This is a genomic window from Xanthomonas sp. LMG 8993 (genome assembly GCF_009835065.2).
In the GTDB taxonomy this organism is placed as follows: domain Bacteria; phylum Pseudomonadota; class Gammaproteobacteria; order Xanthomonadales; family Xanthomonadaceae; genus Xanthomonas; species Xanthomonas arboricola.
This window is the reverse complement of record NZ_QVIF02000003.1, coordinates 111,090-130,129: the sequence shown is the minus strand read 5'-3', so window position 1 is coordinate 130,129 and position 19,040 is coordinate 111,090. Positions and strand designations below refer to the sequence as shown.

The 19,040-nt window shown below is 61.4% G+C and carries 30 protein-coding genes; all 30 read left to right on the top strand.

Features of this window, described 5'->3' with window-relative positions; genetic code table 11:
- The first annotated feature begins 127 nt into the window (after positions 1-127).
- Positions 128-2,245, top strand: a complete 2,118-nt coding sequence (gene fusA / locus DYQ94_RS06920; RefSeq protein ID WP_024938568.1) for an elongation factor G — start codon at positions 128-130, stop codon at positions 2,243-2,245.
- Between the two features lie 48 nt (positions 2,246-2,293).
- Positions 2,294-3,484, top strand: a complete 1,191-nt coding sequence (gene tuf, locus DYQ94_RS06915; RefSeq protein WP_003486726.1) for an elongation factor Tu — start codon at positions 2,294-2,296, stop codon at positions 3,482-3,484.
- 466 nt (positions 3,485-3,950) lie between these two features.
- On the top strand, positions 3,951-4,262 hold the full coding sequence (gene rpsJ, locus DYQ94_RS06910) for a 30S ribosomal protein S10 (protein WP_003486723.1): 312 nt from the start codon (positions 3,951-3,953) through the stop codon (positions 4,260-4,262).
- 11 nt (positions 4,263-4,273) lie between these two features.
- Positions 4,274-4,924: a 50S ribosomal protein L3 gene (gene rplC / locus DYQ94_RS06905; protein WP_005993363.1), complete on the top strand. Its 651-nt coding sequence runs from the start codon at positions 4,274-4,276 to the stop codon at positions 4,922-4,924.
- A 12-nt stretch (positions 4,925-4,936) separates the two neighbouring features.
- Positions 4,937-5,542, top strand: coding sequence for a 50S ribosomal protein L4 (gene rplD, locus DYQ94_RS06900; protein WP_024938567.1), 606 nt, complete (start codon positions 4,937-4,939; stop codon positions 5,540-5,542).
- A complete protein-coding gene (rplW, locus tag DYQ94_RS06895; RefSeq protein ID WP_002811694.1) occupies positions 5,539-5,838 on the top strand; it encodes a 50S ribosomal protein L23 in 300 nt (99 codons plus the stop codon). The genes rplD and rplW overlap by 4 nt, the downstream gene beginning before the upstream one ends.
- A gap of 10 nt (positions 5,839-5,848) precedes the next feature.
- Positions 5,849-6,676: a 50S ribosomal protein L2 gene (rplB, locus tag DYQ94_RS06890; protein WP_003486715.1), complete on the top strand. Its 828-nt coding sequence runs from the start codon at positions 5,849-5,851 to the stop codon at positions 6,674-6,676.
- Between the two features lie 6 nt (positions 6,677-6,682).
- Positions 6,683-6,952 (top strand): 30S ribosomal protein S19, encoded by a 270-nt coding sequence (gene rpsS / locus DYQ94_RS06885; protein ID WP_005993369.1) that lies wholly within the window; start codon positions 6,683-6,685, stop codon positions 6,950-6,952.
- 12 nt (positions 6,953-6,964) lie between these two features.
- Entirely contained in the window at positions 6,965-7,300 is a 336-nt protein-coding gene (gene rplV / locus DYQ94_RS06880) for a 50S ribosomal protein L22 (RefSeq protein ID WP_002811686.1), read from the top strand.
- A 17-nt stretch (positions 7,301-7,317) separates the two neighbouring features.
- On the top strand, positions 7,318-8,052 hold the full coding sequence (gene rpsC / locus DYQ94_RS06875; protein WP_024938565.1) for a 30S ribosomal protein S3: 735 nt from the start codon (positions 7,318-7,320) through the stop codon (positions 8,050-8,052).
- Between the two features lie 5 nt (positions 8,053-8,057).
- On the top strand, positions 8,058-8,471 hold the full coding sequence (gene rplP / locus DYQ94_RS06870) for a 50S ribosomal protein L16 (RefSeq protein WP_011036127.1): 414 nt from the start codon (positions 8,058-8,060) through the stop codon (positions 8,469-8,471).
- Positions 8,471-8,656: a 50S ribosomal protein L29 gene (rpmC, locus tag DYQ94_RS06865; protein WP_006450638.1), complete on the top strand. Its 186-nt coding sequence runs from the start codon at positions 8,471-8,473 to the stop codon at positions 8,654-8,656. Before rplP ends, rpmC begins: the two co-directional genes overlap by 1 nt.
- Positions 8,657-8,667: 11 nt before the next feature.
- On the top strand, positions 8,668-8,937 hold the full coding sequence (rpsQ, locus tag DYQ94_RS06860; RefSeq protein WP_016900663.1) for a 30S ribosomal protein S17: 270 nt from the start codon (positions 8,668-8,670) through the stop codon (positions 8,935-8,937).
- 14 nt (positions 8,938-8,951) lie between these two features.
- Positions 8,952-9,320, top strand: a complete 369-nt coding sequence (rplN, locus tag DYQ94_RS06855) for a 50S ribosomal protein L14 (RefSeq protein WP_003486699.1) — start codon at positions 8,952-8,954, stop codon at positions 9,318-9,320.
- Between the two features lie 15 nt (positions 9,321-9,335).
- Positions 9,336-9,653 carry a 50S ribosomal protein L24 gene (rplX, locus tag DYQ94_RS06850; RefSeq protein WP_003486696.1) on the top strand — a complete coding sequence of 106 codons (318 nt, stop codon included), beginning with the start codon at positions 9,336-9,338 and terminating at the stop codon, positions 9,651-9,653.
- Positions 9,654-9,664: 11 nt separating this feature from the next.
- On the top strand, positions 9,665-10,207 hold the full coding sequence (gene rplE, locus DYQ94_RS06845) for a 50S ribosomal protein L5 (protein ID WP_010371090.1): 543 nt from the start codon (positions 9,665-9,667) through the stop codon (positions 10,205-10,207).
- Positions 10,208-10,225: 18 nt separating this feature from the next.
- Positions 10,226-10,531, top strand: a complete 306-nt coding sequence (rpsN, locus tag DYQ94_RS06840) for a 30S ribosomal protein S14 (RefSeq protein WP_005917137.1) — start codon at positions 10,226-10,228, stop codon at positions 10,529-10,531.
- A 205-nt stretch (positions 10,532-10,736) separates the two neighbouring features.
- Positions 10,737-11,135, top strand: coding sequence for a 30S ribosomal protein S8 (gene rpsH, locus DYQ94_RS06835; RefSeq protein WP_010371096.1), 399 nt, complete (start codon positions 10,737-10,739; stop codon positions 11,133-11,135).
- Positions 11,136-11,150: 15 nt separating this feature from the next.
- Positions 11,151-11,678, top strand: a complete 528-nt coding sequence (rplF, locus tag DYQ94_RS06830; protein ID WP_024938564.1) for a 50S ribosomal protein L6 — start codon at positions 11,151-11,153, stop codon at positions 11,676-11,678.
- 88 nt (positions 11,679-11,766) lie between these two features.
- Positions 11,767-12,126: a 50S ribosomal protein L18 gene (rplR, locus tag DYQ94_RS06825; RefSeq protein WP_016900655.1), complete on the top strand. Its 360-nt coding sequence runs from the start codon at positions 11,767-11,769 to the stop codon at positions 12,124-12,126.
- Positions 12,127-12,285: 159 nt separating this feature from the next.
- Positions 12,286-12,828 (top strand): 30S ribosomal protein S5, encoded by a 543-nt coding sequence (gene rpsE / locus DYQ94_RS06820; protein WP_003486682.1) that lies wholly within the window; start codon positions 12,286-12,288, stop codon positions 12,826-12,828.
- Positions 12,821-13,012 carry a 50S ribosomal protein L30 gene (rpmD, locus tag DYQ94_RS06815; RefSeq protein ID WP_024938563.1) on the top strand — a complete coding sequence of 64 codons (192 nt, stop codon included), beginning with the start codon at positions 12,821-12,823 and terminating at the stop codon, positions 13,010-13,012. The genes rpsE and rpmD overlap by 8 nt, the downstream gene beginning before the upstream one ends.
- A 4-nt stretch (positions 13,013-13,016) precedes the next feature.
- Entirely contained in the window at positions 13,017-13,460 is a 444-nt protein-coding gene (gene rplO, locus DYQ94_RS06810) for a 50S ribosomal protein L15 (RefSeq protein WP_016900650.1), read from the top strand.
- A gap of 7 nt (positions 13,461-13,467) precedes the next feature.
- Positions 13,468-14,835 (top strand): preprotein translocase subunit SecY, encoded by a 1,368-nt coding sequence (gene secY / locus DYQ94_RS06805; protein ID WP_160954698.1) that lies wholly within the window; start codon positions 13,468-13,470, stop codon positions 14,833-14,835.
- Positions 14,836-15,167: 332 nt separating this feature from the next.
- On the top strand, positions 15,168-15,524 hold the full coding sequence (gene rpsM, locus DYQ94_RS06800; RefSeq protein ID WP_003486672.1) for a 30S ribosomal protein S13: 357 nt from the start codon (positions 15,168-15,170) through the stop codon (positions 15,522-15,524).
- Between the two features lie 10 nt (positions 15,525-15,534).
- The gene (gene rpsK / locus DYQ94_RS06795) at positions 15,535-15,927 is read left to right on the top strand and encodes a 30S ribosomal protein S11 (protein ID WP_003486671.1); all 393 of its coding nucleotides are present in this window, start codon (positions 15,535-15,537) and stop codon (positions 15,925-15,927) included.
- Positions 15,928-15,942: 15 nt separating this feature from the next.
- Complete coding sequence (gene rpsD, locus DYQ94_RS06790; RefSeq protein WP_024938562.1) at positions 15,943-16,569, top strand: 30S ribosomal protein S4; 627 nt, start codon at positions 15,943-15,945, stop codon at positions 16,567-16,569.
- 53 nt (positions 16,570-16,622) lie between these two features.
- Positions 16,623-17,621 (top strand): DNA-directed RNA polymerase subunit alpha, encoded by a 999-nt coding sequence (locus DYQ94_RS06785; RefSeq protein ID WP_002811635.1) that lies wholly within the window; start codon positions 16,623-16,625, stop codon positions 17,619-17,621.
- Between the two features lie 180 nt (positions 17,622-17,801).
- Positions 17,802-18,185: a 50S ribosomal protein L17 gene (rplQ, locus tag DYQ94_RS06780; protein WP_003486665.1), complete on the top strand. Its 384-nt coding sequence runs from the start codon at positions 17,802-17,804 to the stop codon at positions 18,183-18,185.
- Positions 18,186-18,508: 323 nt separating this feature from the next.
- Complete coding sequence (locus tag DYQ94_RS06775) at positions 18,509-19,027, top strand: disulfide bond formation protein B (RefSeq protein ID WP_024938561.1); 519 nt, start codon at positions 18,509-18,511, stop codon at positions 19,025-19,027.
- Positions 19,028-19,040 lie beyond the last annotated feature (13 nt).

Genomic DNA, 19,040 nt, shown 5'->3' with positions numbered 1-19,040 from the left:
CTTGGTAACGGGGCCCTTCAGCACCATCTGAGTGCTGTTTGCGACGCGTTACGCGTCGCATCCAATCCGAAGGCCGCCGAAAGGCGGCGTTCGGCCATCCGAAATCCAAGAAATTGAGAGGCTCCCCGTGGCCCGCACCACCCCTATCGAGCGTTACCGCAACTTCGGCATCATGGCCCACATCGATGCCGGCAAGACCACCACTTCCGAGCGCATCCTGTTCTACACCGGTGTCAGTCACAAGATCGGCGAAGTCCATGACGGCGCTGCAGTGATGGACTGGATGGAGCAGGAGCAGGAGCGTGGTATCACCATCACCTCCGCTGCGACCACCGCGTTCTGGTCGGGCATGGACAAGTCCATGCCGCAGCACCGCTTCAACATCATCGACACCCCCGGGCACGTTGACTTCACCATCGAAGTGGAGCGCTCCTTGCGCGTGCTCGACGGTGCGGTGTTCGTGTTGTGCGCCGTCGGTGGCGTGCAGCCGCAGTCCGAGACCGTGTGGCGTCAGGCCAACAAGTACTCGGTGCCGCGCATGGCCTTCGTCAACAAGATGGACCGTACCGGTGCCAACTTCGACAAGGTCGTCGAGCAGCTGAAGGCCCGTCTGGGTGCCTACGCTGTGCCGATGCAGGTGCCGATCGGCGCTGAAGACGGCTTCGAGGGCGTGGTCGACCTGCTCAAGATGAAGGCGATCCATTGGGATACCGCATCGCAGGGCACCACCTTCGAATACCGCGACATCCCGGCCGATCTGGTCGAGATCGCGACCGAGGCGCGTTCGTTCATGGTCGAGGCGGCTGCAGAAGCCAGCGAAGACCTGATGGACAAGTACCTCAACGAGGGCGACCTGAGCGAAGAAGAGATCCTGGTGGGTCTGCGCGAGCGCACCCTGAAGGTCGAAATCGTGCCGGTGTTCTGCGGTTCGGCGTTCAAGAACAAGGGCGTGCAGGCCATGCTCGACGGCGTCGTGCACCTGTTGCCGTCGCCGGCCGACCGTCCGCCGGTCCAGGGTATCGATGAGGACGAGAAGGAAGACACCCGTCCGGCCACCGATACCGCGCCGTTCTCGGCGTTGGCGTTCAAGATCATGACCGACCCGTTCGTGGGCTCGCTGACGTTCTTCCGTGTCTACTCGGGCACGTTGAACTCCGGCGACCAGGTCTACAACCCGGTCAAGTCGAAGAAAGAGCGCGTGGGCCGCATCCTGCAGATGCACTCCAACAATCGCGAAGAGATCAAGGAAGTGCGCGCTGGTGACATCGCCGCTGCCGTGGGTCTGAAGGACGTCACCACCGGCGACACGCTGTGTGCGCAGGACAAGGTCATCACCCTGGAGCGCATGGTGTTCCCGGAGCCGGTGATCTCGATGGCGGTGGAGCCCAAGACCAAGTCGGACCAGGAAAAGATGGGCATGGCCCTGGGCCGTCTGGCGCAGGAAGATCCCTCGTTCCGCGTCAAGACCGACGAGGAATCCGGCCAGACCATCATCTCGGGCATGGGCGAGTTGCACCTGGACATCATCGTTGACCGTATGCGTCGCGAGTTCAATGTCGAGGCCAACGTCGGCAAGCCGCAGGTGGCCTACCGCGAAACCATCCGCAAGTCCGACGTCAAGTCCGACTACAAGCACGCCAAGCAGTCCGGTGGTAAGGGTCAGTACGGTCACGTGGTGATCGAGCTGTCGCCGATGACCGAGGACGATCGCAAGAGCGACAACGTCAAGGACGATTTCCTCTTCATCAACGACATCACCGGCGGCATCATTCCGAAGGAATTCATCCCCTCGGTCGAAAAAGGTCTGCGCGAGACGATCACCAGTGGTCCGATCGCTGGCTTCCCGGTGGTGGGCGTGAAGGTCAAGCTGGTGTTCGGCTCGTACCACGACGTCGACTCCTCGGAAATGGCGTTCAAGCTGGCCGCGTCGATGGCGTTCAAGCAGGGCTTTGCGAAAGCCAGCCCGGTGTTGCTGGAGCCGATCATGAAGGTCGAAATCGTCAGCCCGGAGGATTACCTGGGTGACGTGATGGGCGACGTGAGCCGCCGTCGTGGCGTGTTGCAGGGTCAGGACGACAGCCCGTCGGGCAAGATCATCAACGCGATGATTCCGCTCGGTGAAATGTTCGGCTACGCGACCTCGCTGCGCTCGATGAGCCAGGGCCGCGCGACGTTCTCGATGGAATTCGACCACTACGAAGAGGCACCGGCCAACATCGCCGACGCCGTCACCAAGAAGGGCTGAGTTCGCTCAGCCGCTTCTCACAAATTTTTCAATTAGAGGTAGTTAGTCATGGCAAAAGCTAAATTTGAGCGCACCAAGCCGCACGTGAACGTCGGCACCATCGGTCACGTTGACCATGGCAAGACCACGTTGACAGCCGCGCTGACCAAGATCGGTGCTGAGCGTTTCGGTGGCGAGTTCAAGGCGTATGACGCGATCGACGCGGCGCCGGAAGAGAAGGCGCGCGGCATCACGATTTCGACCGCCCACGTCGAATACGAGTCCCCGACCCGTCACTACGCGCACGTCGATTGCCCCGGCCACGCCGACTACGTCAAGAACATGATCACCGGTGCGGCGCAGATGGACGGCGCGATCCTGGTGTGTTCGGCTGCTGACGGCCCGATGCCGCAGACCCGCGAGCACATCCTGCTCTCGCGTCAGGTTGGCGTGCCGCACATCGTGGTTTTCCTGAACAAGGCCGACATGGTCGACGACGCCGAGCTGCTCGAGCTGGTCGAGATGGAAGTGCGCGAGCTGCTCAGCAAGTACGACTTCCCGGGCGATGACACCCCGATCATCCACGGTTCGGCGCGTCTGGCGCTGGACGGCGACCAGAGCGACATCGGCGTGCCGGCGATCCTGAAGCTGGTCGAGGCGCTGGATTCGTTCATTCCGGAGCCGACCCGCGACGTCGACCGTCCGTTCCTGATGCCGGTCGAAGACGTGTTCTCGATCTCCGGCCGCGGCACCGTGGTGACCGGTCGTATCGAGCGCGGCATCATCAAGGTTGGCGACGAAATCGAAATCGTCGGCATCCGCGACACCCAGAAGACCACCGTCACCGGCGTGGAAATGTTCCGCAAGCTGCTGGACCAGGGCCAGGCAGGCGACAACGCCGGTCTGCTGCTGCGCGGCACCAAGCGTGACGACGTCGAGCGCGGCCAGGTGCTGTGCAAGCCGGGTTCGATCAAGCCGCACACCGAGTTCGAAGCCGAAGTCTACGTGCTGTCCAAGGACGAGGGTGGTCGTCATACCCCGTTCTTCAAGGGCTACCGTCCGCAGTTCTACTTCCGCACCACCGACATCACTGGCGCCTGCCAGCTGCCGGAAGGCGTGGAGATGGTGATGCCGGGCGACAACGTGAAGATGGTCGTGACCCTGATCAACCCGGTCGCGATGGACGAAGGTCTGCGCTTCGCCATCCGTGAAGGCGGTCGTACCGTCGGCGCCGGCGTGGTTGCCAAGATCATCAAGTAAGTGTCTGCAATCCAGCGGCTTTAGTCGCTGGATCTGCAAGAAGGAGGGTCGGCGCAAGCCGGCCCTTTTTTTGTTCGCCAGGTCGGGTGGATGTGCTTGCGGGGGCGTATTGACAGACCAGGGCGCTTGCACAGGTAAAAGTCCATCGCTATAATGCGCGGCTCGGTGTCCCTGGGTAGGGCGCTGAGTTACAGCGAAAAGAACGGCAGGATGCCGCTCGTGTTCGCCAGACCGGGAAGGTCGCGTTGCATGGAGCACTCAACAACTCACATGTTGTTGACCGTGCTCTTGTTGCGCACTATACTTTTCCGTCTGGGCGGGCCGGTTTACCGGTCTGCCTCAGTTTTTGGGCGGAGGAAATGCCCTCGCCAGCAGGATGCGCGGCGATTTCATCTACGTCAGGAATATCGGGGCAGGTATCCCAGAGGCCTTGCCCGTCGCTCTTTTAACGAAGGAAGCTTCCGTCATGTCGGAACAAAAGATCCGGATTCGGTTGAAGGCGTTCGATCATCGTTTGATCGACCGTTCGGCCAGCGAGATCGTCGAAACGGCTAAGCGGACCGGCGCGCAAGTGCGTGGCCCGATCCCGTTGCCGACCAAGATCGAACGTTACACCATCCTCGTATCCCCGCATGCCGACAAGGATGCGCGTGACCAGTACGAAACCCGCACGCACAAGCGTGTGCTCGATATCGTCGACCCGAACGACAAGACCGTGGACGCGCTGATGAAGCTCGAACTCGCGGCTGGCGTCGACGTACAGATCAAGTTGACCTGAGGACTACGACCATGACGAAGAAATATTCGTTGGGCTTCGTGGGCCGCAAGGCTGGCATGAGCCGCGTCTTCACTGAAGACGGCCGCTCGGTGCCGGTTACGCTGATCGAAGCAACTCCGAACCGCATCGCGCAGATCAAGACCGTTGAAACCGACGGTTACAGCGCAGTGCAGATTACCGTTGGCGCGCGTCGCGCCGCACTGGTCAACAAGCCGGCCGCTGGTCACTTCGCCAAGGCGAAGGTGGAAGCGGGTCGCGGCTTGTGGGAATTCCGCGTTGAAGATGCGCAGCTCGGCGATTTCGCCGTCGGCGGCGAAATCAAGGCGGACATCTTCGAGGTCGGCCAGAAGGTCGACGTCCAGGGCGTCACCAAGGGTAAGGGTTTCCAGGGCACCATCAAGCGCTACAACTTCCGTATGGGCGATGCAACTCACGGTAACTCGCTGTCGCATCGCGCGCCGGGTTCGTTGGGTCAGCGCCAGACCCCGGGTCGCGTTTTCCCGGGTAAGAAGATGTCGGGCCACATGGGCGCCGTGCAGCAAAGCACGCAGAACCTGGAAGTGGTCAAGGTCGACGTCGAGCGTGGTCTGATTGCTATCCGCGGCGCCGTGCCTGGCGCAGCTGGTGGCGACGTGATCGTCCGTCCGGCGAGCAAGGCATAAGGAGAGATGACGATGGAACTCGTTATCACGGGTAGCAACAACAAGGTCTCGGTCTCCGATGCCGTGTTCGGTCGCGAATTCAGCGAAGATCTGGTTCACCAGGTCGTCGTCGCTTATCGCAATGCCGGCCGCGCTGGTACCAAGGCTCAGAAGACGCGTTCGGAAGTTGCGGGCACGACCAAGAAGTCGAAGAAGCAGAAGGGCGGCGGTGCGCGTCATGGCGCGCTGACGGCTCCGATCTTCATCGGCGGCGGCGTGACCTTTGCGGCCAAGCCGCGCAGCTTCGAACAGAAAGTCAACCGCAAGATGTACCGTGCGGCCATCTGCGCGATCTTCTCTGAGCTTAATCGCCAGGGTCGCCTGATGATCGTCGATGCGTTCGACGTCGAAACCACCAAGACCCAGGGTCTGATCGAGAAGCTGAAGGGACTGGACGTGGGCAAGCGCCCGCTGATCGTCACCGAGGAAGCGTCCGAGCACCTGTATCTGTCCGCCCGCAATCTGCCTTATGTGCAGGTGCGTGATGTGCAGGGTCTGGATCCGGTCGCTCTGGTCGGGGCCGATACGGTCGTGATCACCGCCGATGCGGTCAAGAAGGTCGAGGAGTGGCTGGCATGAGCAGCAACGAAAAAATCTTCAGCGTGCTGCGTGCTCCGCGAGTCTCCGAAAAGACCGCGCGCCTGCAGGAAATCTCCAACCAGTATGTCTTCGAAGTTTCGAACGAAGCCACCAAGGCCGATGTAAAGGCCGCGGTTGAGCAGCTGTTCGACGTCAAGGTCAAAGCAGTCAACGTGGTCAACGTCAAGGGCAAGAGCAAGTCCTTCCGTAACCGTGCTGGCAGCCGTGGCAATTGGCGCAAGGCGTACGTCCGCCTGGTTGATGGTCAGTCCATCGACGTAACGGCCAAGGCCTGAGGTCCATCCCATGCCATTGATGAAGTTCAAACCCACCTCTCCCGGCCGTCGTTCCGCCGTGCGCGTGGTCACCCCCGATCTGCACAAGGGCGCACCGCACGCGGCGCTGCTCGACTCGCAGAGCAAGTCCGGTGGTCGTAACCACCATGGCCGCATCACCGTGCGTCACGTCGGTGGTGGCCACAAGCAGCACTACCGCATCATCGACTTCAAGCGCAACAAGGAAGGTATTCCGGCGCGTGTGGAGCGGATCGAATACGATCCGAACCGTACCGCTCATATCGCCCTGCTGTGCTACGTCGACGGCGAGCGTCGCTACATCATCGCCCCCAAGGGCTTGAAGGCTGGCGATCAGGTCATTGCCGGTGCCAACGCACCGATCAAGACCGGCAATACGCTGCCGCTGCGCAACATCCCGGTCGGTACGACGGTTCACGGTATCGAGCTGAAGCCGGGTAAGGGCGCTCAGATCGCACGTGCTGCCGGTGCAGCCGTCCAGCTGGTCGCTCGCGAAGGCATCTATGCCACGCTGCGTCTGCGCTCGGGCGAAATGCGCAAGGTGCCGGTCGAGTGCCGCGCCACCATCGGCGAAGTCGGCAACGACGAGCACAACCTCGAGAAGCTGGGCAAGGCTGGCGCCAAGCGCTGGCGCGGTGTTCGTCCGACCGTTCGCGGTGCGGCCATGAACCCGGTCGATCACCCGCACGGTGGTGGTGAGGCCAAGGCTGGCCAGGGTAATCCGCATCCGGTCACCCCGTGGGGTGTTCCGACCAAGGGTTACAAGACGCGCAAGAACAAGCGCACCCAGCAATTCATCGTCCGCGATCGTAGGGGCTAATCGACCATGGCACGTTCACTTAAGAAGGGCCCGTTCGTCGATCACCACCTTGCAAAGAAGGTGGAGTCCGCTGCGGGTAGCAAGAAGCCGATCAAGACCTGGTCGCGCCGTTCGATGATCCTGCCGGAAATGGTAGGCATCACCATCGCCGTGCATAACGGCAAGAACCACATTCCGGTGCTCGTCAACGAGAATATGGTCGGCCACAAGCTCGGCGAATTTGCCGTCACCCGGACCTTCAAGGGTCACGGTGGCGACAAGAAGTCGAGCAGGTAAGGAGAGATGACGATGGAAGCGAAAGCAATCCTGCGCACCGCGCGCATCTCCCCGCAGAAGGCCCGTCTGGTCGCTGACCAGGTGCGTGGACTGTCCGCCGAACGTGCGGTCAATCTGCTGAAGTTCTCGGACAAGAAGGCTGCGCACCTGATCAAGAAGGTTGTGGAGTCGGCTATTGCCAATGCCGAGAACAATCAGGGCGCGGATGTCGACGAGCTGAAGGTCAAGACCATCATGGTTGATGAAGGTCCCTCCCTGAAGCGTTTCATGGCGCGGGCGAAAGGCCGCGGTACCCGCATCCTCAAGCGCACCAGTCACATCACTGTGATTGTCGGCGCCGCCAAGTAAGCGGAAAGGAAAAGACCATGGGTCATAAAGTTCATCCGACTGGAATTCGCCTTGGCATCGCCAAGGACTGGAATTCCAAGTGGTACGCAAGCAAGGCCGACTTCGCCGCCTACCTGGCAGCCGACCTGAAAGTGCGTGAAATGCTGCGCAAGAAGCTCGCGCAGGCAGGTATCAGCAAGATCTTGATCGAGCGCCCTGCCAAAACCGCCCGCGTGACGATCCACACCGCCCGTCCGGGCGTGGTGATCGGCAAGCGTGGCGAGGACATCGAAAAGCTGCGTAAGGAAGTGAGCGCGATGATGGGTGTTCCTGCCCACATCAACGTCACCGAAGTGCGCAAGCCGGAGCTGGATGCGCAGCTGGTCGCCGAGTCGATCGCGCAGCAGCTTGAGCGTCGCATCATGTTCCGCCGCGCAATGAAGCGCTCGGTCGGCAACGCGATGCGCTTGGGTGCCCTGGGCATCAAGGTCAATGTGGCTGGCCGCCTCAACGGTGCAGAAATCGCCCGTTCGGAGTGGTACCGCGAAGGCCGCGTGCCGCTGCACACGCTACGTGCCGACATCGATTACGGTTTTGCCGAGGCGTCCACGACGTACGGCATCATCGGCATCAAGGTCTGGATCTATAAGGGTGAGGTCTTCGACTTCTCCCAGGTTGGCCAGGAGAAGCAGGACGACAGCCCGCGCAACGATCGTAACGATCGCGGCGACCGTGGTGACCGTCCTTCGCGCCCGGCTCGTGAAGCGAGGTAACGGCAATGTTGCAACCCAAGCGAACCAAATATCGCAAGATGCACAAGGGCCGTAACGACGGCCTGGCATGGAGCGGAAACGCCGTCAGCTTCGGCGAGTACGGCCTCAAGGCAACCGCGCACGGTCAGCTGACCGCGCGTCAGATTGAAGCAGCACGTCGTACGATCAGCCGCCACGTCAAGAAGGGCGGCAAGATGTGGATTCGTGTGTTCCCCGACAAGCCGATCACCAAGAAGCCGATCGAAGTCCGCATGGGCTCCGGTAAGGGCAACGTGGAGTACTGGGTCGCGCAGATTCAGCCGGGCCGCATGATCTATGAAATCGAGGGTATTCCCGAGGATATCGCACGTGAGGCGTTCCGCCTTGCCGCCGCGAAATTGTCGGTGACCACCACTTTCGTGACCCGGACGGTGCGCTGATGGATATCAAACAACTCCGCGAGAAGTCGGCTGACGAACTGAAGGCCCACCTGACCGATCTGCGTAAGGAGCAGTTCTCGCTCCGTATGCAGCAGGTCACCGGCCAGCTGCCGAAGACCCACGATACCCGCCGGGTGCGCCGCGAGATTGCTCGCGTCAAGTACCTGCTCGGCAGCACCAAGTAAGGACGGCCGCGATGAGCGACAACAACGAAAAGCAAGCGCTGCGCACGGTCGAAGGCCGTGTCGTCAGCAACAAGATGGACAAGACGGTCACCGTGTTGGTGGAGCGCCAGGTCAAGCACCCGTTGTACGGTAAGTACATCAAGCGCTCGTCCAAGCTCCACGCACACGACGCCGACAATGCCTGCAACGAAGGCGATGTCGTGCGTGTGACCGAGATTGCTCCAATGTCCAAGACCAAGAACTGGCGGGTGGTCGAAATCGTCACCCGTTCGGCCGAATAAGGGAGATCTGAATCATGATCCAGATGCAGAGCTACCTCGATGTCGCCGACAATTCGGGTGCCAAGGAAGTGATGTGCATCAAGGTGCTGGGCGGCTCCAAGCGCCGTTACGCACACATTGGCGACATCATCAAGGTGACCGTCAAGGACGCCATTCCGCGCGGTAAGGTCAAGAAGGGCGAAGTCTACGACGCCGTCGTGGTGCGTACCCGCAAGGGTGTGCGCCGTCCCGACGGTTCGCTGATCCGCTTCGATGGCAACGCCGCTGTGCTGTTGAACAATAAGCAGGAGCCGATCGGGACCCGCATCTTCGGGCCGGTGACGCGCGAGCTGCGTTCCGAGAAGTTCATGAAGATCGTCTCGCTCGCTCCCGAAGTGCTGTGAGCGGAGGACATATACATGGCTAACCGTATCAAGAAGGGCGACCAGGTCGTCATCAACACCGGCAAGGACAAGGGTAAGCAGGGTGAAGTTGTGCGTGTGGATGGCGATCGCGTGATCGTCTCCAATGCCAACGTCATCAAGCGCCACACCAAGCCGAACCCGCAGGCGGGTGTCGCCGGCGGCGTGGTCGAGCGTGAAGCGTCGATCCATATCTCCAACGTCAATATCGTCAACCCGGCAACGGGCAAGGGCGAGCGCGTTGGCTTCAAGGTGCTGGAGGATGGACGCAAATTGCGTGTGTTCCGCTCCAGCGGTGAGGCGCTCGACGCCTGAGGAATGCGATCATGAACACTCGTCTCGAAAAGTTTTACAAGGAAAACGTGGTTCCGGCCCTGATGAAGGAATTCGGCTACACCAATCCGATGGAAGTGCCGAAGCTGGTCAAGGTCACGCTCAACATGGGCGTGGGCGAGGCGGCTACCAACAAGAAGATTCTGGAAAATGCGGTCGCCGACATGTCCAAGATCTCCGGTCAGAAGCCGGTGGTCACCAAGTCGCGCGTTTCGGTCGCATCGTTCAAGATTCGTGACGGTTGGCCGATCGGCTGCAAGACCACGTTGCGTCGCGCCAAGATGTACGAGTTTCTGGATCGTCTGATCAACATCTCGCTGCCGCGCGTGCGCGACTTCCGTGGTGTTTCGGGTCGCTCCTTTGACGGTCGTGGCAACTTCAACATGGGTGTGAAGGAACAGATCATCTTCCCGGAAATCGACTTCGACGCCGTCGACGCGATCCGCGGTATGGATATCGCCATCACCACCACCGCCAAGACGGATGCGGAAGCGAAGGCGCTGCTGGCAGCGTTCAAGTTCCCGTTCCGTAACTGACCGTCGAGGACATCCGAAATGGCAAAGACCTCCATGATCCACCGCGACATCAAGCGTGCAAAGCTGGCGAAGAAATTCGCCGGCAAGCGTGATGCGCTGAAGAAGATCCTCTCCAGCCAGGATGCGTCCTACGAAGAGAAGATCGACGCGTCGACCAAGTTGCAGAAGCTGCCGCGCGATTCGTCGCCGAGCCGCCACCGCAACCGTTGCGAGTTGTCCGGTCGTCCGCGCGGTGTCTACCGCAAGTTCGGTCTGGGTCGCAACATGCTGCGCAAAGCCACCATGAACGGCGACGTTCCGGGCCTGCGCAAGGCAAGTTGGTAACAGCATTGCCGGTCGCTCGCGGCCGGCTTGAGCAGGATGGTTCTGTTCAACATGGGAGTCCGACGCAAGTCGGGCTCTTTTGTCGTATACTTCCGCTTCTGTCTTGCCCGCACGGGCCTGGCATGGCGTAAAGGGTCCTGGCCCATCCCCAGGAAAACACAAGATTTTCGCGAAAGCGGATATCGGTGCACTCAAAGGTACTCATATGAGCATGACTGATCCCATCGCCGACCTGCTGGTACGCATCAAGAATGCGGCCGCGGTTGGTAAGCAGACGGTGAAATTGCCGTCGTCCAAGATCAAGGTCGCGATCGCCCAAGTCCTGAAGGACGAGGGTTACATCACCGACCTGCGCGTGACAGCGACCGAGAACAACAAGTCGGAGCTGGAAATCGTGCTGAAGTATTTCGAAGGCCGTCCGGTCATCGAGACCCTGAAGCGTTTCTCGCGCTCGGGTCTGCGCCAGTACCGCGGCAAGACCGAGCTGCCCAAGGTCCTGGGTGGCCTGGGTATCGCCATCATTTCCACGTCGAAGGGCATCATGACCGATGCGCAGGCTCGCGAAGCCGGCGTTGGTGGTGAAGTCCTGTGCTTCGTGGCCTAAGGGAAGGAATCGATCATGTCCCGTGTAGCCAAGAAGCCTGTCTCCCTTCCGAAGGGTGTTGAACTCAAGGTCCAGCCCGAGCTGGTCAGCGTCAAGGGCCCGAAGGGCACCCTGACCCTGCCGAAGCCGGTTGGCGTCGAAATCGCCGTTGACGGCGACGTTGCCACGCTGTCGGCCAACGAGCCGTCGCAGATCGCCATCACCGGCACCGTGCGCGCCATCCTTGCCAATATGGTCAAGGGCGTGTCCGAAGGCTTCGAGCGCAAGCTCGAGCTGGTGGGCGTCGGTTACCGTGCCGCCATGCAGGGCAAGGACCTGAGCCTGGCGCTCGGCTTCTCGCACCCGCTGGTGTTCGTGGCGCCGGAAGGCATCACGCTGTCGACCCCGACCCAGACCGAAATCGTGGTCCAGGGCGCCGACAAGCAGCGCGTCGGCGAAGTTGCCGCCAAGATTCGCGGTTTCCGTCCGCCGGAGCCCTACAAGGGCAAGGGTGTGAAGTACGCCGGTGAAGTCATCATTCGCAAGGAAGCCAAGAAGGCTTAATGGCGAGTCCCTCGCAAGAGCCCGCACATCCCTGTGCGGACTTTTGATAGGAGCGCGCTTTCCCTTCAGCTTCCGTAGGATAAATATCATGAGCATCAACAAGAACATCGCCCGTCTGCGTCGCGCAAAGTCCACCCGTTCGCACATCCGTGAACTGGGCGTCGCTCGCCTGTCGGTGCTGCGCACCGGCCAGCATCTGTATGCGCAGGTCTTCACCGCCGACGGCTCCAAGGTGATCGCTGCGGCGAACACCCTGCAGGCCGACGTCAAGGAAGGCCTGAAGAACGGCAAGAACAGCGATGCGGCCGTCAAGGTCGGCAAGCTGATCGCCGAGCGCGCCAAGGCTGCGGGCATCGAGAAGGTCGCATTCGACCGCTCGGGCTATCGCTACCATGGCCGTATCAAGGCGCTGGCCGACGCAGCTCGCGAAGGCGGCCTGCAGTTCTAAGCACTGCTGCGGATGTGGCCATCGGCCACATCCGCGTTACCGCCGGCAGGGGAGATGCCGGACCGTCCCGTTCTTTTGCAACGGTGCCGGGAACACAGCGTGACTTCACAACCATAAGCGGCTTCGAGCCGTACATACCCAATCAATCAAGGAATCAAGATGGCAGAAGAACGTGCACCGCGGGGTCGTGATCGCGACCGTAACCGCGAAGAGAAAGTCGACGATGGCATGATCGAAAAGCTGGTCGCGGTCAATCGCGTCAGCAAGACGGTCAAGGGCGGTCGCCAGTTCACCTTCACCGCGTTGACCGTGGTCGGCGATGGTCTGGGCAAGGTCGGTTTCGGTTATGGCAAGGCGCGCGAAGTACCGGTCGCCATCCAGAAGTCGATGGAGCAGGCGCGCAAGAACCTGGCCACTGTGGATCTGAACAACGGTACCTTGTGGCACGCCGTCAAGTCCGGCCACGGCGCAGCACGCGTCTACATGCAGCCGGCGTCGGAAGGTACGGGCGTCATCGCCGGCGGCGCCATGCGCGCCGTGCTGGAAGCGGTCGGCGTCAAGAACGTGCTGGCCAAGGCGGTTGGTTCGCGTAATCCGATCAACCTGGTCCGTGCAACCCTGAAGGGTCTGTCGGAAGTGCAGTCGCCGGCCCGTGTTGCGGCCAAGCGCGGCAAGAAGGTGGAGGAGCTCAACCATGGCTAAGGACACCAACAAGACCGTGAAGGTGCGCCTGGTGCGTGGCCTGCGTGGAACCCAGTCGCGTCACCGCCTGTCGGTGCGTGCGTTGGGCCTGAATAAGCTCAACGATGTGCGTGAACTGAAGGACAGCCCGCAGGTTCGCGGTCTGATCAATACCGTTCACTACCTCGTCAAGGTTGAGGACTAATCCCATGACTTTGCATCTCAATGACCTCAAGCCCGCCGACGGCGCCCGTACCGAGCGCACCCGCGTCGGTCGCGGCATCGGTTCCGGTCTCGGCAAGACCTGCGGCCGCGGCCACAAGGGTTCGTTCGCTCGCAAGGGCGGCGGCAAGATCAAGGCCGGCTTCGAAGGCGGCCAGACGCCGATGCAGCGCCGTCTGCCGAAGATCGGCTTCCGTTCCAAGATGGCGCGTGACAGTGCCGAAGTGTTGTCCTACCAGCTGGACAAGCTGGAAGCCGGTGAGATCGACTTTGCAGCGCTGCGTGCGGCCAATCTGGTCCCGAGCCGCGCCAAGAAGGCGAAGATCGTGCTGAAGGGCGAGCTGAGCAAGAAGTTCGTGCTGAAGGGTGTCGCCGCAAGTGCGGGCGCCAAGGCAGCAATCGAAGCTGCCGGCGGCAGCGTAGAGGAGTAATCGGCAGATGGCGCAGGCTGGCATTGGTAACCTCGGTGGCGGGCTCGGCAGGTTCACGGAACTTCGCCAGCGGCTACTGTTCGTCCTCGGGGCATTGATCGTCTATCGCATCGGCTGCTATGTGCCGGTGCCTGGCGTGAATCCCGATGCCATGCTTTCGTTGATGCAGGCGCAGGGCGGCGGCATCGTGGACATGTTCAACATGTTCTCGGGCGGCGCCCTGCACCGTTTCAGTATTTTTGCGTTGAACGTGATGCCGTATATCTCGGCATCGATCGTGATCCAGTTGGCCACGCACATCTTTCCCGCCCTCAAGGCGATGCAGAAGGAAGGCGAATCCGGCCGACGCAAGATCACCCAGTATTCGCGCATCGGTGCGGTGTTGCTGGCGGTGGTGCAGGGCGGCAGTATCGCGCTGGCACTGCAGAACCAGACCGCACCTGGTGGCGCTCCGGTGGTGTACGCGCCGGGCATGGGCTTTGTGCTCACCGCAGTGATTGCGCTGACTGCCGGCACCATCTTCCTGATGTGGGTGGGCGAGCAGGTCACCGAGCGTGGCATCGGTAACGGCGTGTCGCTGATCATCTTTGCCGGCATCGTTGCAGGCCTTCCGTCGGCGGCGATCCAGACCGTCGAGGCCTTCCGCGAAGGCAATCTGAGCTTCATCTCGCTGCTGCTGATCGTCATCACCATTCTGGCGTTCACGCTGTTCGTGGTGTTCGTCGAGCGCGGGCAGCGGCGTATCACAGTCAATTACGCACGCCGCCAGGGCGGCCGCAATGCGTACATGAACCAGACCTCGTTCCTGCCGTTGAAGCTCAACATGGCAGGCGTGATTCCGCCGATCTTCGCCTCTAGCATCCTGGCCTTCCCGGCCACGCTGTCGATGTGGTCGGGTCAGGCGGCGTCTGGCAGCGGTGTGGGTTCGTGGCTGCAGAAGATCGCCAATGCGCTCGGGCCCGGCGAGCCGGTGCACATGCTGGTGTTCGCCGCACTGATCATCGGTTTCGCGTTCTTCTATACCGCGCTGGTGTTCAACTCGCAGGAAACCGCTGACAACCTCAAGAAGTCGGGCGCACTGATTCCCGGTATCCGTCCGGGCAAGGCGACGGCTGACTATGTGGACGGCGTGCTGACGCGCCTGACCGCAGCGGGTTCGTTGTACCTGGTGATCGTCTGCCTGCTGCCGGAAATCATGCGCACCCAGCTGGGCACCTCGTTCCACTTCGGTGGTACGTCGTTGCTGATCGCCGTGGTGGTGGTGATGGACTTCATCGCGCAGATCCAGGCCCATCTGATGTCGCATCAGTATGAGAGCCTGCTGAAGAAGGCCAACCTCAAGGGTGGCTCGCGCGGCGGTCTGGCGCGCAGTTAAGTGGTACACTAGATCTTCATTGCGTGAAGACGGCCTGGTTCCCGGGCCACGATCTTCCGATCAGAAGGGCGGCTCGCGCGACGTCTCGCGCGCGGGTGTGACGAGGTGGTCCTGTGCGGGAGTAGCACAGGCGATTCGGAGAAATTTTCTGGATCAACATCGTCCGGCGCCGGAGCGAGGGCACACTCCCCACGCCGGGTCCATGGAACTTTTGGTTCCACGGGCTTCAAAGCAATCCGAGGCCTTGCTACAATTCCGAGTTCACTTTTGATCCATCCTGCCCGATGGCGCCTGGGCGCTGTCGGGCCATCACTCAGTTGGAGAATCGCGTCATGGCGCGTATTGCAGGCGTCAACCTGCCAGCCCAGAAGCACGTCTGGGTCGGGTTGCAAAGCATCTACGGCATCGGCCGTACCCGTTCGAAGAAGCTCTGCGAATCCGCAGGCGTTACCTCGACCACGAAGATTCGTGATCTGTCCGAACCCGAAATCGAGCGCCTGCGCGCCGAGGTCGGCAAGTATGTCGTCGAAGGCGACCTGCGCCGCGAAATCGGTATCGCGATCAAGCGACTGATGGACCTGGGCTGCTATCGCGGTCTGCGTCATCGCCGTGGTCTCCCGCTGCGTGGTCAGCGCACCCGTACCAACGCCCGCACCCGCAAGGGTCCGCGCAAGGCGATCAGGAAGTAAGGGATAGATCATGGCAAAGCCAGCAGAAAAGAAAACGAAGAAGAAGATCAAGCGCGTCATCACTGACGGCGTCGCTCACGTCCACGCTTCGTTCAACAACACCATCGTCACCATCACCGATCGCCAGGGCAATGCACTGTCGTGGGCCACGTCCGGCGGCGCCGGCTTCCGTGGTTCGCGCAAGTCGACCCCGTTCGCTGCTCAGGTTGCCGCCGAAAAGGCTGGCCGCGCTGCGCTCGACTACGGCGTGAAGTCGCTGGAAGTGCGTATCAAGGGTCCGGGTCCGGGCCGTGAGTCGGCCGTGCGTTCGTTGAACAACGTGGGCTACAAGATCACCAACATCATCGACGTGACGCCAATCCCGCACAACGGGTGCCGTCCGCCGAAGAAGCGTCGCGTCTAAAGGGAGCGATAAGAAATGGCTCGTTATATCGGTCCTACCTGTAAGCTCGCCCGCCGCGAAGGCGTCGATCTTTCCCTCAAGAGCCCGGCGCGCGCGCTGGACTCCAAGTGCAAGCTTGAGCAGAAGCCCGGCCAACACGGCGCGGCTCGCAAAGGCAAGCTCTCCGACTATGCCACCCAGCTGCGCGAAAAGCAGAAGGTCAAGCGCATCTACGGTTTGCTGGAGCGTCAGTTCCGCAACTACTACAAGAAGGCCTCGACCAAGAAGGGCAACACCGGCGAGAACCTGCTGCAGTTGCTGGAAACCCGTCTGGACAACGTCTGCTACCGCATGGGCTTTGCCGTCACCCGTCCGGCCGCGCGCCAGCTGGTGTCGCACCGTGGCGTGTTGGTCAATGGCAAGTCGGTGAATCTGGCTTCGTACCAGATCAAGGCTGGCGATGCGATCACGCTGTCGGAAAAGGCACAGAAGCAGCTTCGCGTGCAGGAAGCCCTGACCGTGGCTGAGCAGCACGACATGACGCCGTCGTGGGTCGAAGTCGATTCGAAGAAGTTCAGCGGCGTGTTCAAGGCCGTTCCGGATCGCGCTGACCTGCCTTCGGATATCAACGAAGCGCTGATCGTCGAGTTGTATTCGAAGTAATTCACATTGGAGAGCCTCCGGCACCGCCGGAGGTTCGCAGGAGACCCCGCAACATGACGGTTACCGCCAACCAGGTTCTGCGCCCCCGTGGTCCGCAGATCGAACGTCTTACCGACAATCGCGCAAAGGTCGTGATCGAGCCCTTGGAGCGCGGTTACGGGCACACGCTGGGCAATGCCCTGCGTCGTGTGCTGTTGTCGTCGATCCCGGGTTTTGCGATCACCGAGGTCGAGATCGACGGCGTGCTGCACGAGTACACCACGGTCGAAGGGCTGCAGGAAGACGTGCTTGACGTCCTGCTCAACCTGAAAGACGTGGCGATTCGTATGCATAGTGGCGACAGCGCGACGCTGTCGTTGTCCAAGCAGGGTCCGGGCACGGTCACTGCGGCCGACATCAGGACCGATCACAACGTCGAGATCATCAACGGCGACCACGTGATCTGCCACCTGACCAAGGACACGGCGCTGAACATGCGCCTGAAGATCGAGCGTGGTTTCGGCTATCAGCCGGCTGCCGCGCGTCGTCGTCCGGACGAAGAGACCCGCACCATCGGTCGTCTGATGCTGGATGCGTCGTTCTCGCCGGTGCGTCGCGTTGCCTATGCCGTGGAAGCTGCGCGCGTTGAACAGCGCACCGACCTCGACAAGCTGGTGATCGATATCGAAACAAACGGCACGATCGATGCCGAGGAAGCCGTGCGCACCGCCGCCGACATCCTCAGCGATCAGCTGTCGGTGTTCGGCGATTTCACCCACCGCGATCGCGGTGCGGCCAAGCCGGCTGCCAGCGGCGTGGATCCGGTGCTGCTGCGCCCGATCGACGACCTCGAGCTGACCGTGCGTTCGGCCAACTGCCTGAAGGCCGAGAGCATCTACTACATCGGTGATCTGATCCAGAAGACCGAAGTGGAGCTGCTCAAGACCCCGAACCTCGGCAAGAAGTCGCTGACCGAAATCAAGGAAGTGCTGGCACAGCGCGGCCTTGCACTGGGCATGAAGCTGGAGAACTGGCCGCCGGCCGGTGTCGCCCAGCACGGCATGCTTGGTTAATGCATCACCGCATGGGCGTCTTCGGGCGCCCATGCTGTTTTTTTACATCGACGGGCCAAAGCCCGCGGTGACATCCGGTCAAAGGACGGCCGGCTCGGACCAACCGCAGTCCATTCAACAGCGCCAGGATGGCGACAGCGTCTCTCAAGCAGTCTCAACATTCCTTAGGAAATCACACTCATGCGTCACCAGAAATCCGGTCGTAAATTCAACCGCACCAGCGCGCACCGCGAAGCCATGTTCCGCAATATGGCCGCGTCGCTGTTCAAGCACGAGCTGATCAAGACCACCTTGCCGAAGGCCAAGGAACTGCGTCGCGTCGCCGAGCCGCTGATCACCATCGGCAAGGTCGATGGCGTTGCCAATCGTCGTCTGGCGTTCGCTCGCCTGCGCGACAAGGAAGCGGTGGGCAAGCTGTTCGTCGAACTGGGCCCGCGTTACGCGACCCGTCCCGGCGGCTACCTGCGCATCCTGAAGGCCGGCTTCCGTGCCGGTGACAATGCGCCGATGGCGTATGTCGAGCTGGTCGACCGTCCGGTCGTCGCCGAGGAAGTGGCCGAGTAATCGGTTCGCCCTTCGCAAAGATTCTCGAAAAGCCCGGCTAGCGCCGGGCTTTTTTATTGCCTGTGCCGGACCATGGCGGTCGGTCTTGGTATGGGTGTTTCGGCAACAGCGCAGCGATGTGCATGGCTCAACCAGGATCAAGCTCGCCGCCGCAAAGGCGGCCGTCTCCGGGCGGTGTCGAGGTCTGCAGACCGACACATGACTGGCGACATGCATGGCTGCACCGGGCCTGCTGCCAGGCGACCTGCCCGATGCAGGCATCCGTGGTCACCGCGGCAGCGATGGCTGATAATCGGGCATTCGATCCTAGGCAAGCGGTAGCGATGAATCCATTTCGTTGGGGTTTCCGGGCGCAGTTCTTGCTGGGCTTTCTTGCCTGCGCAGGATTGCTTGCCTATGCGATCTACGTACAGCTGCATCTTGGGCTGGAGCCATGCCCGCTATGCATCTTCCAGCGGATCGCGTTTGCGGCGCTGGCGCTGTTGTTTCTGCTGGGCGCGTTGCATGGGCCGCGCGCAGCGGGCACGCGCAAGCTCTATGGCGTGCTCAGCTTCATCGCTGCCGGCGTCGGCATGGGCATCGCGGCGCGGCATGTCTGGGTGCAGATCCGGCCCAAGGACATGATGTCCTCGTGCGGGCCGCCGTTGAGCTTCCTGAGCGAGACGATGGGGCCGTTCGAAGTGTTCCGCACCGTGCTGACCGGCACCGGCGACTGCGGCAATATCGATTGGCGCTTTCTGGGCCTGAGCATGCCGATGTGGAGCATGCTGTGGTTCGTGGGCCTGGCGCTGTGGGCGCTGTACGCCGGCTTCAGGCAGCGTGGTCCGCGCAAACTGTTCTGATCGTTTCGTTCCG